The sequence below is a fragment of the Anoxybacillus flavithermus genome, assembly GCF_002742685.1.
Taxonomy (GTDB): Bacteria; Bacillota; Bacilli; order Bacillales; family Anoxybacillaceae; genus Anoxybacillus; species Anoxybacillus flavithermus_E.
The window spans coordinates 16,681-33,514 of record NZ_PEDM01000006.1 but is presented as its reverse complement, the minus strand read 5'-3'; the positions used below and the strand labels follow the sequence as shown (position 1 = coordinate 33,514).

Here is a 16,834-nt window from a genome sequence, read left to right as displayed (position 1 = left end):
TACTTCCTCTCTTTATATGATATGTAAAAACCATATAAATAAAAAAATGAGAGTTTCTGTAATATTTCTAAAGCTCAAGACCTACTGATTATATCATACCATAATCCTTATGATAAAGACTATACAAAAATGATTGACTCGGGCGAAAAAAAAAACTATAATAGCCTTTGTGTAAAATATTGCAGCCTTTGTGCTCACATTTGTATGTCCATTTTGTTCCCCATAGAGAGCGTTATTCTCTAATCGGAGGTTGTATCGTGTAACTCTCAGCTGCTAGGGCGAGGATACATGAAAACAAAATGGCGATAAATGGTGAGGCACGACTGTTTTTATTTTACCAAAAATAAAAACAAAGGAGGAGCATTTATGGCTCGTTATACAGGTCCAACATGGAAAATTTCTCGTCGCCTCGGCATTTCATTGAGCGGAACAGGTAAAGAATTACAAAAACGTCCTTACCCACCAGGGCAACATGGTCCAGGACAACGCAAAAAACTATCTGAATATGGTATGCAGCTTCAAGAGAAGCAAAAGCTTCGCCATATGTACGGTGTAAACGAACGTCAATTCCGTAAAACGTTCGAAGAAGCAGGCAAAATGCCTGGTAAACATGGTGAAAACTTCATGATCCTACTTGAGTCTCGTTTAGACAACCTTGTTTACCGTCTAGGTTTCGCGCGCACTCGCCGTCAAGCTCGTCAATTAGTTAACCATGGTCATATTTTAGTTGATGGCAGCCGCGTTGATATTCCATCTTACCGCGTAAAACCAGGTCAAACGATTTCTGTTCGCGAAAAGTCTCGCAACCTTCAAATTATTAAAGAAGCGCTTGAAGTGAACAACTTCGTACCTGACTACTTAACGCTCGATGCAGACAAATTAGAAGGTACTTACACTCGTTTACCTGAACGCTCTGAATTGCCTGCAGAAATTAACGAAGCATTAATCGTTGAGTTCTACTCTCGTTAATGAAAAAATCCTCTCTGCTTGTAGCAGAGAGGATTTTTTATTCGTAACGAATTAAGTAGTACTTCTTCTTACCGCGACGAATAATTGTAAATCGACCTTCCATGCGATCTTCTTTTGTCATCACTTTATTCACATCTTGTACACGCTCACCATTTACGTAAATAGCTCCATTTGTGACGTCCTCACGCGCTTGGCGCTTTGATGGACAAATGCTGCTTGCAACAAGCAAATCAATAAGTGCTACTTCCTTTTCATGACATACATACGATGGTACGTCTTTAAACCCTTGCTCAATTTCATTTGCCGTTAGTTTGGATACTTCCCCGCTAAATAGTGCTTCAGAGATGTTGATCGCCTGCTGCAACGCTTCTTCTCCATGAACGAGACGTGTCATTTCGGCAGCTAACGCCTTTTGTGCTGCACGTTTTTCCGGTGCTTCCGCAGTTTGTTTTTCTAACTGTATAATTTCTTCATGAGATAAAAACGTAAAGTATTTCAAATATTTTACAACATCACGATCATCTGTATTAATCCAAAATTGATAAAACTCATACGGCGACGTTTTGTCAGCATCAAGCCATACCGCTCCTCCTTCAGTTTTACCGAATTTCGTTCCATCTGCTTTTGTTACGAGAGGAACAGTTAATCCGAACACTTTCGCATCTTCTTCTGTTTTCCGAATGAGCTCTAATCCTGCCGTAATGTTCCCCCATTGATCACTACCACCTACTTGCAACTTACATCCGTACATTTCATACAGCTTTAAAAAATCATATGCCTGTAAAATCATATAGCTAAATTCCGTAAATGAAATTCCCGTTTCTAATCGTGACTGTACAGATTCTTTCGCAAGCATGTAGTTAATCCCAAAGTTTTTGCCCACATCACGCAAAAACGTAATGACATCAAGCGAACCGATCCATTCATAGTTATTTGCAATAATGGCTGGATTATTGTCAGTATCAAAATCTAAAAAACGGCTTAACTGTTGTTTAATTCGCTCGCTGTAATATGCAACAGTTTCCTTTTCATTCAATTTCCGCTCTGCTTTTTTCCCGCTTGGATCTCCAATGAGTCCTGTTGCTCCTCCGACTAGCGCAATCGGTTGGTGCCCTGCTTGTTGGAAGCGACGTAACATTAAAATCGGGAGAAGATGGCCAATATGCAAACTATCTGCTGTTGGGTCAAAACCGCAATATACTTTTACACTTTCTCCTGCCAACAGCGCTTTTAGCCCATCTTCATCTGTCATTTGATTAATTAAACCACGAAATTGTAAGTCTTGAAGTAAATCCATCTCAACCATCCTTTCTGTTTTAGATTCAAACAAAAAAACTCGTCCTTCACACGAAGGGACGAGTTTCATCGCGGTACCACCCTACTTAGAGAACATACATGTTCTCTCACTTCATTGACATAACGGTCTACACCGTCTTTTGCTACTTTTCGCATAAGCGGTTCGCAAAAGATGCTCACGGAGGTAATTCATGCTCACCTATGCGCTAGTTCGCACCAACCACTAGCTCTCTGTTCGCAGGGAGATAAGCACTACTCATTCCGTTCATCGCTCGATTATTTACATGTCAGCATACTCTCTTTTATCATAAACGATAAATCATTGTCAAGATCTTCAAACAAATTTAGACATTATCCGATACGAAAATACAAATTATGATATAATAATGAAAATACAATACGGATGGGAGGTCACTATGTCAGAAAAAAAAGTCCGATTTTCATGGCAAAAACTATGGCGTCATTTTACGATTACATATGAGGTTATTTGGAATGTATGTTTAATCATATTGATCGTAAGTTTATGTGCGTTCAGCTTTGCCTTCGGTGTCGGTGCAGGGTATTTCGCCTCACTTGTGAAAGATGCCAAACCGATTCCGTACAAAGAGATGAAAAAAGATATTTATAACTATGAAGAAACAACACATATTTATTTCGCTAATCGTGAATATCTCGGCTATTTTCGTTCAGATTTAGAACGTGACGAAATCAAACTTTCACAAGTTTCACCTTATTTCATTCAAGCGGTCATTGCGACAGAAGATGAACATTTTTATGAACATAAGGGCGTTGTACCAAAAGCTATTATACGTGCCATTTTTCAAGAAGCGACAAACTCCTCCACACGTAGCGGAGGAAGTACGTTAACACAGCAACTTGTAAAAAATCAAATTTTGACGAGTGAAGTGTCATTTGAGCGAAAAGCAAAAGAAGTGTTGCTTGCTTTACGCCTTGAGAAGTTTTTTTCAAAAGATGAAATTTTAGAAGCATATATCAACGTTGTACCATTTGGACGAAACGCATCTGGACGAAATATTGCGGGCATCCAAGCTGCTGCAAAAGGCGTTTTTGGCATCGACGCGAAGGAACTTACGTTGCCACAAGCAGCTTTTTTAGCAGGATTACCACAAAGTCCGTTTCGCTATACACCATTTACAAGCGACGGGGAGTTAAAAAACGATTTATCCCCAGCGCTAAATCGGATGAAAACCGTATTATCCCGCATGAAAAAAGCAGGATACATTTCGGAAGAACAATATAAAGAAGCGCTGGCGTATGATATTACGAAAGATTTTGTGTCTTCTTTGCCTTCTCCTATTGAAAAGTATCCGTGGCTCACGTTTGAAATTGAACGACGTGCAAAAGATATTTTTATTGATCTATTAGCGAAAAAAGACGGATATGAACGAAAAGATGTACGCTCAAACGATCAACTATATAAAGAATATGCTGAAAAAGCAGAAAAGCAACTACGTCAAAATGGCTATACAATTTATACAACAATTGATAAAAACATATATGAACGAATGAAAGCAATAGTTGAAAAATATCCTTATTTTGGAAGTGATACGGTTGTACGGAAAAAAGATGAAAAAACAGGCCAAATCATTTCTGTCCGGCAACCAGTCGAAGTCGGGGCTATTTTAATTGAAAACAAAACAGGTCGGATCATTAGCTTCGTGGGCGGGCGAGATTATAAACGAGAGCAACTCAATCACGCAACACAAGCGTATCGTTCAAACGGTTCAACAATGAAGCCACTTCTTGTTTATGCACCAGCGATGGAAATGGGGATCGTTCAACCTGGCTCTGTTATTCCAGACATCGATTTGGAAATTCCAACAAGACAAGGTCCATACCGACCAAAAAATGCGGATGGAAAAACGCACGGCTTAACATCGGTTCGTCATGCATTGAAAAAATCATATAACATCCCCGCGATTCGGACATATGCGCGCATCATCGACCAACGCCCCATTTCATATTTAGAAAAAATGGGCTTTACGAGTTTAACGACAGGGGACGGAAACAACTTAGCCCTTGCACTTGGCGGTTTAACAAAAGGGGTAACGATTGAGGAAAACGTAAACGCATATGCTACGTTTGCGAATGGTGGGAAGTTCGTTGACGCATATTTAATCGAAAAAATTGTCGATAAAAATGGGAAAATCGTGTATGAACACAAAACAAAGCCGGTGGAAGTATTTTCACCACAGACTGCTTATTTAACAATTGATATGATGCGTGACGTCATTCGTTCCGGCACAGCCGCTTTCTTAAATGGCAAACTAAAATTTTCTGCCGATTGGGCTGGAAAAACAGGAACGAGTCAAAATACAAAAGATGCTTGGTTTGTCGCAACAAATCCAAATGTGACGTTCGGCACTTGGATGGGATATGATACACCAAAGCCGCTCGAAAAAAGCTACAAAGGACTGTCATATTCCCAAAGAAACTTATTGTTATGGGCACAGTTAATGAACGGAGCATACGATATTCGCCCAGAACTGATTGCTCCAAAAGAACGATTCAACATGCCAGGCGGAATTGTTAAACGTTCATATTGCGCTATTTCTGGATTGCTTCCATCGGAAACGTGTAAACGATTCGGACTTATAGAAAGCGACTTGTTTAATGTCGCATTTGTACCGAAAGAAGAAGACCCTTATTTAATGAGCGGAACTTTCGTTGAGCTAAACGGGGAACGATACGCCTCTTTACCGACAACACCAAAAGAATTCACAAAAGAAGGCGTGATGATCGATGCTTCGTTACTTGAACAATGGGGAATTCAACATATAAAAGATATGAGCCAATTACTCCCGCAAAACGATCAATGGAAACATGTATTTGTCGCAAAAAAACTTCAAGAAAACGGAAAAAAACCTGATCCACTAGCAGTACAACAAAAAGGAACGACGCTAGCTTGGAACGAACATCATGAACAAGACGTCATCGGTTATCGGGTATACTACGCTTCATCCGAAACAGCTCCGTTTCAAGTCATGACAACGATACGTAAAGGAGAACAAAAAAACGTACCGTTAAAACAGGGTATATATTACGTTACTGCTGTTGATATTGCTGGATTGGAATCAAATCCGTCAAATATCGTTCGTCTGTTACCTGTGACACCACCCGAACAATCAACCGATGAACAACCGATAGAAATACCAACAGAAGAACAGTCATCAACAAACTAAAAAAATCGGGCCATGCCCGATTTTTTTAATCTTCCATCGTTGATAAATCGCCTGTCGGTAAGTTTAGTTCCCAAGCTTTCAAGACGCGACGCATAATTTTTCCGCTTCTCGTTTTTGGTAGTTTATCGCGAAACTCGATTTCACGTGGTGCGGCATGCGCAGCTAAACCTTTTTTCACGAAGTTGCGAATATCTTCTTTTAGCTCTTCAGACGGCTCGTACCCTTCACGTAAAGCGACAAACGCTTTAATAATTTCACCGCGCACCGGATCTGGCTTTCCGATGACACCAGCTTCTGCAACGGCAGGATGTTCAACGAGCTTACTTTCTACTTCAAACGGACCAACACGCTCCCCTGCGGTCATAATGACATCATCAATCCGACCTTGAAACCAGAAATATCCATCTTCATCCATATATGCAGAATCTCCAGAAACATACCAATCACCAGGTAAAAAGTATGATTCGTATTTTTGCGGATTGTTCCAAATCGCGCGCATCATCGACGGCCAACCTTTTTTAATCGCCAAATTCCCCATGCGATATGGCGGTAACTCATTTCCTTGATCATCAACGATCGCTGCTTTCACTCCTGGGATCGGTTTTCCCATTGATCCTGGTTTAATTTCCATGCACGGATAGTTGCAAATAAGTTGTGCCCCTGTTTCTGTCATCCACCATGTATCGTGAATGCGACGATTAAATACTTTCATTCCCCAGCGTACAACTTCTGGATTGAGCGGCTCACCGACACTTAAAATATGGCGAAGTGAACGTAAATCAAATTTTTTCACAAGTTCGTCCCCAGCACCCATTAACATGCGGAATGCTGTCGGTGCACTATACCATACCGTTACACCATAATCTTCAATCGTTTTATACCACGCTTCAGGATTAAAGCGACCACCAACAATGACGTTGGATGCTCCGCAAAGCCACGGACCGAAAATGCCGTATGATGTTCCAGTCACCCAGCCTGGATCAGCGGTACACCAATATACATCGTCTTCTTTTAAGTCTAATACCCATTTCGCCGTTTGATAATGTTGAATCATGGCGTTATGCACATGTAATACACCTTTTGGCTTTCCTGTTGAACCAGATGTATAGTGTAAAATGAGTCCATCTTCACGTCCGACCCATTCAATATTAAAATGTTTGCTTGCTTCGTTCATTCGTTTTTTCAAATCAAAAAATGGCCCTTCCTCTTTAATGTCATCTCCAACTAAAAATACGTATTTTAATGCCGGCAACTCATTTACAGGTACACGCGGTAATAGTTCAGGCGTCGTAATAATCACCTTTGCCTCGCTATCTTCTAAACGGTCACGGACTGCACCTTCCATAAACGCCTCAAAAAGAGGCCCAACAATTGCGCCAATTTTAATCGCACCAAGCACAGAGAAGTATAGTTCAGGCGAGCGAGGCATAAAAATAAAGACGCGGTCACCTTTTTCTACTTCAGCTACTTCTTTTAACACGTTGGCTACTTTGTTTGAAAACTCCTTCATTTCTTTAAACGTGTACTTTTCTTCTCTTGTCGCATCGCGGTAGTACAAGGCTACTTTGTTTTTTCGAAACGTTTCTACATGGCGATCAATCGCTTCGTACGCCATATTTACTTTTCCTGTTTCATACCACGAAAAATGTTTTTCTGCTTCAGACCAGTCAAACGTTCGATACGTTTCTTCATAATTTTTTAAGTTGAAATCCCCTTGAATGACTGGTAGCGTTTCCACTTTAATCATCCCAAACTCCCCCTTGTTTGAAGTTTCTACACTCGTATTATATTATACTATAAACAATTTCTCAATTTTTAAAAAATTTTCATTTATGTTTATTGTGAAAACGATTTAATTTTTATTTTTTTATGTATAATTGAAGTGAGATTATTTCAGTAGGCGGTGGGGCAATGGAGCATAAAAAAACATATAACGCAAAACAATTAAAAACACCGAAAGGAACGTTAATTATTGAGGGACCAATTTCTCCAGAAAAATTGGCTAGCTATGAATTTCATCATGATTTAACAGCATTTCGGCAGCCTCATCAACAGCATCAGGCGCTCATCGAGATTGCCGGTCTTCCAGAAGGACGAATTATTATTGCCCGCCACGGTCATACGATCGTTGGCTACGTCACGTTTTTATATCCGGACCCGCTTGAAAGATGGTCACAAGGGAAGATGGAAAACTTAATCGAGCTTGGTGCAATTGAGGTCATTCCAGATTTTAGAGGTTGCGGTGTCGGAAAAAATTTATTGAAAGTGGCTATGATGGACGATGCGATGGAAGATTACATCATTATTACAACAGAGTACTATTGGCATTGGGATTTAAAACGAACCGGATTAAACGTATGGGAATATCGAAAAGTAATGGAGAAAATGATGAATGCAGGTGGGCTTGTTTGGTACGCAACCGACGATCCGGAAATTTGCTCGCACCCGGCAAATTGCTTAATGGCTCGAATCGGAAAACGCGTCGATCAACAATCCATTCAAAAATTCGATCAGCTACGCTTTATGAACCGCTTTATGTACTAAAAACAAAGGGGATGGGGAAATGATTGTCGAACAAATGATGAAAACGGATGTTATCGCATTAAAGCCGTCAAATACAATTGCTGATGCACTAAACGTTGTTAAGCAAAAAAATATTCGTCATTTACCAATTGTTGATGATGAATATCGTGTCGTTGGCATCGTTACGGATCGGGATTTGCGCGATGCACGTCCATCTATTTTTCATGCGAACGAACATCTTGAAGATTTACAAAAACCGTTAAGCACCATTATGAAAACAAACGTCATCACAGGGCATCCGCTTGATTTCGTCGAAGAAGTGGCAGCTTTATTTTACGAACATCGCATTAGCTGTATGCCCATCGTTAAAGAAAATAAACTTGTCGGCATCATTACAGAAAGCGATTTGCTATATACGCTCGTACAATTAACAGGGGCCCATCAGCCAGGTTCACAAATCGAAATTAAAGTGCCAAACCGCACCGGTATGTTAAGTGAAGTCGCCTCTGTTTTTCAAAAAAGAAACATTAATATTTTAAGTGTTCTTGTCTATCCTGATCGAGACGACATGTATAAAGTGCTTGTGTTTCGCATTCAAACGATGAACCCGATGGCGATTATTCATGATTTAAAAGAACAAGGATACGACGTATTATGGCCGAACTTGCCGGGGGTTTCATCATGAGTAAAAATAGTGTATTCGTTTATTCCGATGCGTTTCAAACGTATAAATTCCATGATCGCCATCCGTTTAACCAACTACGTGTGAAACTGACATATGATTTATTACAAACACTCGGCGCTCTACATGACGGACAAATTGTAGCACCACGCCTAGCAACAGACGAAGAATTAGCGCTTGTGCATGATTCAGATTACATTGAAGCTGTAAAAAAAGCAGGAAAGGGCCAACTATCCGAAGATGTTGCGCTCAATTATGGTCTCGGTACGGAAGATACACCGATTTTTCCACATATGCATGAAGCGAGTGCTCTTCTTGTTGGCGGAACGTTAACAGCCGTTGATTATGTGCTTTCTGGCAAAGCTGAACACGCGCTCAGTTTGGGCGGAGGGCTTCATCATGGATTCCGCGGGAAAGCATCCGGTTTTTGCATTTACAACGATAGCTCTGTTGCCATTAAATATATGCAGGAAAAATACGGTGTTCGCGTCTTATACGTTGACACAGATGCCCATCATGGCGATGGAGTACAATGGACATTTTATGATGACCCGAATGTGTGTACATTTTCGATTCATGAAACAGGACGCTATTTATTTCCGGGAACCGGAAACGTGAATGAGCGGGGACAGGGGAAAGGATACGGCTACTCGTTCAACATTCCTGTTGATGCGTTTACTGAAGATGAGTCATGGCTCGCTGCATATACGGAAGCTCTGATTGAAATCGCTGATTTTTTTCGCCCTGACGTGATCTTAACGCAAAACGGTGTCGATGCTCATTATTACGATCCGCTAACTCATTTATCTGCATCCATGCGCATTTATCGTGAAATTCCAAAACTGGCACATCAAATTGCACATCAATATTGTAACGGTCGTTGGATCGCAGTTGGTGGCGGCGGATACGACATTTGGCGCGTCGTTCCGCGTGCATGGGCACTATTGTGGCTTGAAATGACAGAACAATCCGATATTTCTGGACCTTTACCGAAAGAATGGATTGCCCGTTGGCAACCTCATGCTCCTGTTTCTTTGCCACTCGAATGGGATGACCCAGAAGACTTATATCCGCCCATTCCAAGAAAGGCAGAAATTACAGAAAAAAATGCCCAAACTGTCATGAAAGCACTTCAGCCAATTCGAAGTAATAAACAACGGTTAAACTTATAACAAAATAATAAGGGTGTTCCGAAAGTAGCGGACACCCTTTTCTATGTTTGTTCGCGCGTGAAATATGCGCTCTTCTTTAAGAAAAAGAAAAAGTCTAGTTAGTCACCTATTTTGTCGAATCGCGATATTCAATTCGATGTGGCAACACAACGATGTGATTGTCGACATGCTCTTTATTCATATATTTCGTTAATAAACGCATCGCCACAGCCCCAATGTCGTACATCGGCTGCACTACCGTCGTCAATTTTGGACGAACCATTGTTGCCAAGCGCGTATTATCAAAACCGACAACTTCTAATTCGTCAGGAATGCGAACACCACGATCTTGTGCCCCGTGAATAACACCGAGCGCCATTTCATCGGTTCCAACAAAAATTGCCGTTGGCTGCTGTGGAAGTTCGGCTAACTTTTCGTATGCTTCGATGCCTGAATCGTATGTATAATCTCCTTCCACAACGAGCGCCTCATCATAAGCAATATTCACTTCTTCTAAAGCGCGACGATAGCCAGCTAATTTTTTCAGTCCGTTGATCGGATCGTTTAACGGTCCTGTTACATAAGCAATGCGTTTATGTCCTTTTTCGATCAACATACGCACCGCATCATACGCTGCTTGCTCGTAGTCAATGTTAACAGATGGAATAATATTATTTTTTTCAATGGTCGCAGCTAATACGATCGGTACATCTGACTTTTTAAACTGCTCGACATGCTCTTCCGTTACATCGCCGCCCATAAATAAAATACCATCAACTTGTTTGGCGAGCATCGTATTTAATAAATGTAGTTCTTTTTCTTTATTTTGGTCGGAGTTGCTTAAAATGATGTTATACTTGTACATCGTTGCAATGTCTTCAATTCCACGTGCCATTTCTGCAAAGAAGATACTTGAAATATCTGGAATAATAACACCAACTGTTGTCGTTTTTTTGCTGGCTAATCCGCGCGCGACCGCATTTGGACGATAACCGAGCCGTTCAATCACTTCTAACACTTTTTTGCGCGTCGACGGCTTTACGTTTGGGTTCCCATTTACGACACGTGAAACGGTTGCCATCGACACGTTTGCTTCCCTTGCTACATCATAAATTGTTACATTCATCACATACACTCCTTTTTTGCACTCTATATATCGAAAACTGTCGTACATCGCAATTTTATGTAAAATTATCATACGATAAATGATTACCTAAGTGCAACGTTTTCACAAATAAATTCATAAGAAAAAGCCGGTGAACAATCACCAGCTTTTTTATGCTTTGACAAATTGTTTTTGGAACGATTTTAATTCTTCCATAAACTCATTGAATTGATCAATATCCATTTGTTGTGCGGAATCAGATAATGCAACAGCAGGATCTGGATGTACTTCAGCCATGACCCCGTCCGCCCCAATGGCAAGCGCAGCTTTCGCACAAGGTAAAAGTAAATCTCGTCGTCCGGTTGAATGTGTTACATCGACAAAAACAGGTAAATGCGTTTCCTTTTTCAAAATCGGTACGGCTGAAATATCAAGCGTGTTACGCGTTGCCTTTTCATATGTGCGAATGCCTCGCTCACATAAAATGATTTGTCCGTTGCCTTGCGACATAATGTACTCAGCAGCATGAATAAATTCTTCAATCGTTGCAGCTAATCCCCGTTTTAACAATACCGGTTTATTTACTTGACCAGCCGCTTTTAACAACTCAAAGTTTTGCATATTGCGCGCTCCGATTTGAATAACGTCAATATAATCGAGCGCTGTTTCAATATCTGCTGGCGTTACAATTTCACTAATCACTGCTAAATCAAACTCATCTGCTACACGTTTTAAAATTTTCAATCCTTCTACGCCAAGTCCCTGGAAGTCATATGGTGAAGTACGTGGTTTGTAAGCACCACCGCGCAATAATTTTAGTCCGTGTCGTTTGATCGCTTGCGCCACTTCCGCCACTTGTTCATAGCTTTCAACAGCACATGGTCCCATAACGAAATATTGATTACCGTCGCCGATTTTTTCTCCTTTTACATCGACAATCGTATTTTCTGGCTTTTTCTTTCTTGAGACAAGCAATGCCTTTTTATGATCGTCTTCTTGCAAATCGAGACCTGCTTTAAAAATTTCTTTAAAAATATGTTTTAACGTCGCCGTATCAAACGGTCCGTCGTTATGTTCTAAAATTAAATCTAACATTTTTCTTTCACGAACAGGGTCATAAAAATACGTCCCTTGAGCATCTTTAATTTTCCCAATTTCTTGAACAACACGCCCGCGTTCATTGATTAACTTTAACAACTGTAAATTTAACTCATCAACCTTTGCTCTCAGCTCATCTAATCGTTCGTTACTCATACATCTCATCCTTTCTTTATATAAGCTAAAAAATATGATACATTTCTATATAATTAGAGATTATTATAAACGAAGTGGATAAAGTTGTCACCCCTTTATTTATAAAACGCGTTTAAGCAATAAAGAATTTTTTAATTTTCGAAAAAGAAGGTGGGAAGCTTGATTTTTGCACTAGACATTGGTACGCGTTCAGTAGTTGGGATTATTTTAAAGGAAACAAACGGACAATATCAAGTTGAAGACATTGTCATAAAAGAACATGAAGAACGGGCGATGCTTGATGGGCAAATTCACGACGTGCTGGCTGTTTCTAACGTCATTCTCGACATAAAAAAAACGTTAGAGGAGAGACACGGACCTCTAACGCGCGTATGCGTTGCAGCCGCAGGACGTTCATTAAAAACAGAAAAAGGAAGAGCAAATATCTCCATTAAGGGAAAGCCTCTACTCACACATGAAGACGTGACATACTTAGAACTTGCTGCAGTTCAACAAGCCCAAATGACGTTGGCTGAACAATCATCCAACGAAAAAAGCCATCACTACTATTGTGTCGGCTATTCGGTAACGCGCTATGAAATTGATGGAGAGGAAATTGGTAACTTAATTGATCAACAAGGAGATGAAGCAAGCGTTGAAGTGATCGCCACATTTTTACCGAAACTTGTCGTTGAATCACTTCTTGCAGCATTACAACGTGCTCATTTAGAAATGGAGGCGCTAACACTTGAACCGATCGCTGCATTAAACGTGCTTATTCCTCCAACAATGCGACGATTAAATGTTGCGCTTGTGGATATTGGTGCAGGAACGTCTGACATTGCTATTACGGATCTCGGTACAGTCATTGCCTACGGAATGGTACCGATGGCAGGAGATGAAATTACTGAAGCGCTTTCAGACGCATACTTACTTGATTTTCCTCTCGCTGAACAAGCGAAGCGTGACTTACATGCAAAAGAAACGATAACAATTACAGACATTCTCGGTTTTGAAACAGAAGTACCTCGCGAACAAATGATCGCAATGATTTCAGATGCAATTGATCGACTTGCTGATGCAATCAGCAAAGAAATTTTACGATTAAATAATCATCAATCTCCAAAAGCGGTCATGCTTGTTGGGGGAGGAAGTTTGACGCCTGAACTGCCAAAACGGCTTGCCCAAAAACTCCATCTTCCTGAAAATCGCGTCGCTATTCGTGGCATTGATGCCATTCAAAAATTGCATATCGATCAAGAAGAAATGAAGCATCGTCCTGAACTCGTCACCCCAATTGGCATTGCGATCGCTGCAAAGCAAACACCGATCCAATACGTGACAGTTTATGTAAATGGACAAACAATTCGCTTATTTGATATGAAACAACTGACAATCGGTGATGCCTTACTAGCTGCTGGCATTCAATTACATAAGCTATATGGGAAACCGGGCTTAGCTTGTGTCGTCACATTGAATGGACATACTATTACAGTTCCTGGAACACATGGGAAACCACCAACAATTATAAAAAATGGTGAGCTAGCGACATTTGATACACCAATTAAAAATCATGACGAGATTGTTATTGAAAAAGGAAAAGATGGGCAGCAAGCAACTATTCAACTTCGTGATTTGCTCGAATCATTGCCGATCAAACATGTAACAATCAACGGACAACAATACACGATTGAACCGATTGTATTACGGAATGGGGAGCACGTTTCTCTCGATGCTGTTTTATGTGATCGTGATGATATTGTCATTCATATGCCTGAAACGATAGAACAGCTTTTACAAGCAACAAAAAACGATCATCTACTCAAACAGCTCGAACCGTTTACAATCACGTTAAATGGGAAAAAAATAAAATTTCCTGAATGGTGCGGAACAATGTATCGAAATGGGATTGAGTGCCAACGTTATACAACGTTTGAAGACGGCGATCATATTATTGTTCATGAACAAAAGCAACGGACAATCGCCCAAATCGCTGAAGCAAGACAGTTGAACATTCATTACTCACTTCCAATTATGTTTAACGGTGAAACGTTAACATTAACAAAACAAATTGGTACGTTTTATCGTAACGGTGAACAGCTTCATGAGGACGATCTCGTTCAACATGGAGACGAACTTCAATTTAGCGAGCGAAAAATCGAGCCGTTTATTTTTCAAGATATATTTCAATACGTCCAAGTTGATATTCCTCAAGGAGCGTCAACAACATTTACATTACTGAAAAACGGAGAACCGACAACATTTTATGAACCACTTACTCCAGGGGATCAGCTTGAAATTATTTGGCATAAGAAAAAGCAACTATGAATAAGCCATAGTTGCTTTTTCTTTTATTTTAAGTTTTCTGGATTTAACGGCTCTAACTCTGGGAGGACAAAACGCCCATCTTTGCGAACGAGTACACCATCAAAATATATTTCACCGCCACCATATTCCGGACGCTGAATCATAACCATATCCCAATGGATGTTTGAATGGTTGCCGTTGTATGCTTCGTCATAACATTGCCCTGGTGTAAAATGGAAACTGCCATCGATTTTTTCATCAAACAAAATGTCTTGCATCGGATGTTGAATATATGGGTTGACCCCAATCGCAAATTCCCCGATATAACGCGCCCCTTCATCTGTATCAAAAATTTGATTAATACGTTCTGTATCATTTGCTGTTGCTTCAATAATTTTTCCGTCTTTAAACGTTAATTTCACATTTTCAAACGTAAATCCTTGATAAGGTGAAGGCGTATTAAATGTAATAGTACCGTTAACCGAATCGCGAACAGGAGCCGTATACACTTCTCCATCAGGAATGTTCATTTGACCTGAACATTTTACAGCAGGAATATCTTTAATGGAGAACGTTAAATCTGTCCCCGGTCCTGTAATGCGCACTTCGTCTGTTTTATTCATCAACTCAACAAGGGCATCCATCGCTTTATCCATTTTGCCGTAGTCTAAGTTACATACGTTGAAATAAAAATCTTCAAACGCCTCTGTACTCATTTTTGCAAGCTGTGCCATAGACGGATTCGGATAGCGGAGCACGACCCATTTCGTTTTCGGTACGCGAATGTCACGATGCACTCTTTGCATAATCGTTTTCCCATGAATTTTCATTTTGTCCGCTGGCACATCCGCAAACTCATTAATGTTATCCCCTGCACGTAAGCCGATGTAAGCATCCATTTCTTTCATGACGTTTGCTTCAAATTCAGCCATCATGTGAAACTGCTCTTCTTGTGCACCAAGCAGAAGCGCACGATCGACTTGATGATCTTTTAATGAAACAAACGGATACGCTCCTACAGCGTACGCTTCACGCACAAGTGCAATGACGAGCTCTCGTTGCAAACCGAAGTTTTCGATTAATACTTTCTCCCCTTTTTGTAGGCGAAGCGAGTAATGAATTAAATTTTTCGCTAATTTTTCAATGCGCGGATCTTTCATTTTGTATTCCTCCATTCCATCGTATGTACATGTATATTGTAACCGATCTACAAAAAATTTGGAGTTTTTTGCAGGATTTTTTCTCTTTTTGTCGAAAAAGTCGTAGGATAGACAGAAAGGAGTTTTTACAATGAGCATTGTTTTATATGGCAGCATTGCACTCATCGCCATCGCTTTTCTCATTTTAGTTATTTATGTCGTCCAAACATTAAAAACACTTCAAGCAACGTTGCAACACGTTGCAAAAACAGTAGAAGAAGTTGAAAAACAAATGCATGAAATTGGGAAAGAAACGGCACAATTACTACATAAGACGAACGCGCTTGCAGATGACGTGCATAAAAAAGCAGAAAGCTTGCAAAGCGTATTCGATGCAGTAAAACAAGTAGGTGTTACCGTTCAAACATTTAGCGACTCGATTTCTAAAACGTTAACAACAAACGAAAAAAAAATTGCGCAGGCGATTCAGTGGGGACAAACACTCATTGAAATATGGACAAAATGGAAAGAGAAACGAAAGTAAGGAGGCATTCATATGGCGAAAAATGGTTCTTTTCTACTCGGGGCAATTGTTGGGGGAATTGCAGGTGCAGCAGCAGCACTCTTTTTGTCGAGCGAACGCGGAAAACAATTATTAGCAGAATCAACACAACAGGGAAAACAACTGTTGAATGATTTCAAAGAAAGCAATATAAATGAATGGAGAAAAAGTGAAGAAAAAGAAGAACCGATAAAAAGCGAACAAGAGAAATCGCATTCCATTTCATCTATCCCGATTCCCCTTCCTTCATCAGATGTGGAACAGTTATTAAAAGAAACCGAACAAGCGGTTCATGATGTCGAAAAACGTTTGAATAAAGGAATTGATGCACATGAAGAAAGTTGAGACAATTGAACAATTTGAACAAATTTATTCATCCCACCGTCCATTTTTATTGATGAAACATAGTCTGACATGTCCAATCAGCCATCGGGCATGGGTGGAGTTCGAACGTTTTGTAAAAGATTTTCCACACATTCATGCCTATTATTTACATGTACAACACGCACGCCCATTGTCGCAACATATTGCAGAAACGTTTCATGTTAAACACGAATCTCCTCAAGTATTATGGGTGACTGATAACGGGGTGGCGTGGCATGCTTCCCATTGGAACGTCACATATGACCAAATGAAAAAAGCAACTATGAGCGAATCATAGTTG

14 protein-coding genes and 1 other annotated feature are annotated in these 16,834 nt (G+C 40.3%); of the genes, 9 read left to right on the top strand and 5 right to left on the bottom strand.

Translation table 11 applies throughout. From position 1 onward, the window contains the following. The first annotated feature begins 366 nt into the window (after positions 1 to 366). A complete protein-coding gene (gene rpsD / locus CS060_RS04785; protein WP_035047556.1) occupies positions 367 to 969 on the top strand; it encodes a 30S ribosomal protein S4 in 603 nt (200 codons plus the stop codon). A gap of 37 nt (positions 970 to 1,006) precedes the next feature. On the opposite strand, the gene tyrS is transcribed toward rpsD, so the two are convergent. After that, the gene (tyrS, locus tag CS060_RS04780) at positions 1,007 to 2,266 is read right to left on the bottom strand and encodes a tyrosine--tRNA ligase (protein WP_099668747.1); all 1,260 of its coding nucleotides are present in this window, start codon (positions 2,264 to 2,266) and stop codon (positions 1,007 to 1,009) included. Between the two features lie 51 nt (positions 2,267 to 2,317). After that, positions 2,318 to 2,543 (bottom strand) — a binding site (T-box leader). A 138-nt stretch (positions 2,544 to 2,681) separates the two neighbouring features. Here tyrS and CS060_RS04775 point away from each other — a divergent pair. Further along, entirely contained in the window at positions 2,682 to 5,468 is a 2,787-nt protein-coding gene (locus tag CS060_RS04775) for a transglycosylase domain-containing protein (RefSeq protein WP_099668735.1), read from the top strand. Positions 5,469 to 5,493: 25 nt separating this feature from the next. Here the strand turns inward: CS060_RS04775 and acsA are convergent, their stop codons facing one another. After that, the gene (acsA, locus tag CS060_RS04770) at positions 5,494 to 7,212 is read right to left on the bottom strand and encodes an acetate--CoA ligase (RefSeq protein WP_035047563.1); all 1,719 of its coding nucleotides are present in this window, start codon (positions 7,210 to 7,212) and stop codon (positions 5,494 to 5,496) included. A gap of 167 nt (positions 7,213 to 7,379) precedes the next feature. On the opposite strand from acsA, the gene CS060_RS04765 reads away from it, so the two are divergent. The 3 genes from CS060_RS04765 to CS060_RS04755 are packed head-to-tail and all read left to right on the top strand — an operon-like array spanning position 7,380 to position 9,845. Further along, positions 7,380 to 8,012: a GNAT family N-acetyltransferase gene (locus CS060_RS04765; RefSeq protein ID WP_003398366.1), complete on the top strand. Its 633-nt coding sequence runs from the start codon at positions 7,380 to 7,382 to the stop codon at positions 8,010 to 8,012. 19 nt (positions 8,013 to 8,031) lie between these two features. Next, positions 8,032 to 8,676, top strand: coding sequence for an acetoin utilization AcuB family protein (locus tag CS060_RS04760; RefSeq protein WP_035047548.1), 645 nt, complete (start codon positions 8,032 to 8,034; stop codon positions 8,674 to 8,676). After that, a complete protein-coding gene (locus CS060_RS04755; RefSeq protein ID WP_035047544.1) occupies positions 8,673 to 9,845 on the top strand; it encodes an acetoin utilization protein AcuC in 1,173 nt (390 codons plus the stop codon). Before CS060_RS04760 ends, CS060_RS04755 begins: the two co-directional genes overlap by 4 nt. A 106-nt stretch (positions 9,846 to 9,951) precedes the next feature. On the opposite strand, the gene ccpA is transcribed toward CS060_RS04755, so the two are convergent. Beyond that, positions 9,952 to 10,950 (bottom strand): catabolite control protein A, encoded by a 999-nt coding sequence (ccpA, locus tag CS060_RS04750; RefSeq protein ID WP_099668734.1) that lies wholly within the window; start codon positions 10,948 to 10,950, stop codon positions 9,952 to 9,954. Positions 10,951 to 11,100: 150 nt separating this feature from the next. After that, positions 11,101 to 12,183: a bifunctional 3-deoxy-7-phosphoheptulonate synthase/chorismate mutase gene (locus CS060_RS04745; RefSeq protein WP_035047540.1), complete on the bottom strand. Its 1,083-nt coding sequence runs from the start codon at positions 12,181 to 12,183 to the stop codon at positions 11,101 to 11,103. A gap of 150 nt (positions 12,184 to 12,333) precedes the next feature. Between CS060_RS04745 and CS060_RS04740 the strand changes: the two genes are divergently transcribed. Next, a complete protein-coding gene (locus CS060_RS04740; protein WP_035047538.1) occupies positions 12,334 to 14,490 on the top strand; it encodes a cell division protein FtsA in 2,157 nt (718 codons plus the stop codon). 23 nt (positions 14,491 to 14,513) lie between these two features. Here the strand turns inward: CS060_RS04740 and CS060_RS04735 are convergent, their stop codons facing one another. Next, positions 14,514 to 15,629, bottom strand: coding sequence for an aminopeptidase (locus tag CS060_RS04735; protein WP_035047534.1), 1,116 nt, complete (start codon positions 15,627 to 15,629; stop codon positions 14,514 to 14,516). A 130-nt stretch (positions 15,630 to 15,759) separates the two neighbouring features. Here CS060_RS04735 and CS060_RS04730 point away from each other — a divergent pair, with 130 nt between their 5' ends. Genes CS060_RS04730 through ytxJ form a run of 3 tightly spaced genes read left to right on the top strand, consistent with a single transcriptional unit; the run spans position 15,760 to position 16,831 of the window. Beyond that, positions 15,760 to 16,152 carry a DUF948 domain-containing protein gene (locus tag CS060_RS04730; protein WP_099668733.1) on the top strand — a complete coding sequence of 131 codons (393 nt, stop codon included), beginning with the start codon at positions 15,760 to 15,762 and terminating at the stop codon, positions 16,150 to 16,152. Positions 16,153 to 16,164: 12 nt separating this feature from the next. Further along, complete coding sequence (locus CS060_RS04725; RefSeq protein ID WP_035047530.1) at positions 16,165 to 16,515, top strand: hypothetical protein; 351 nt, start codon at positions 16,165 to 16,167, stop codon at positions 16,513 to 16,515. Continuing rightward, positions 16,502 to 16,831, top strand: a complete 330-nt coding sequence (gene ytxJ, locus CS060_RS04720) for a bacillithiol system redox-active protein YtxJ (RefSeq protein WP_099668732.1) — start codon at positions 16,502 to 16,504, stop codon at positions 16,829 to 16,831. The genes CS060_RS04725 and ytxJ overlap by 14 nt, the downstream gene beginning before the upstream one ends. Positions 16,832 to 16,834 lie beyond the last annotated feature (3 nt).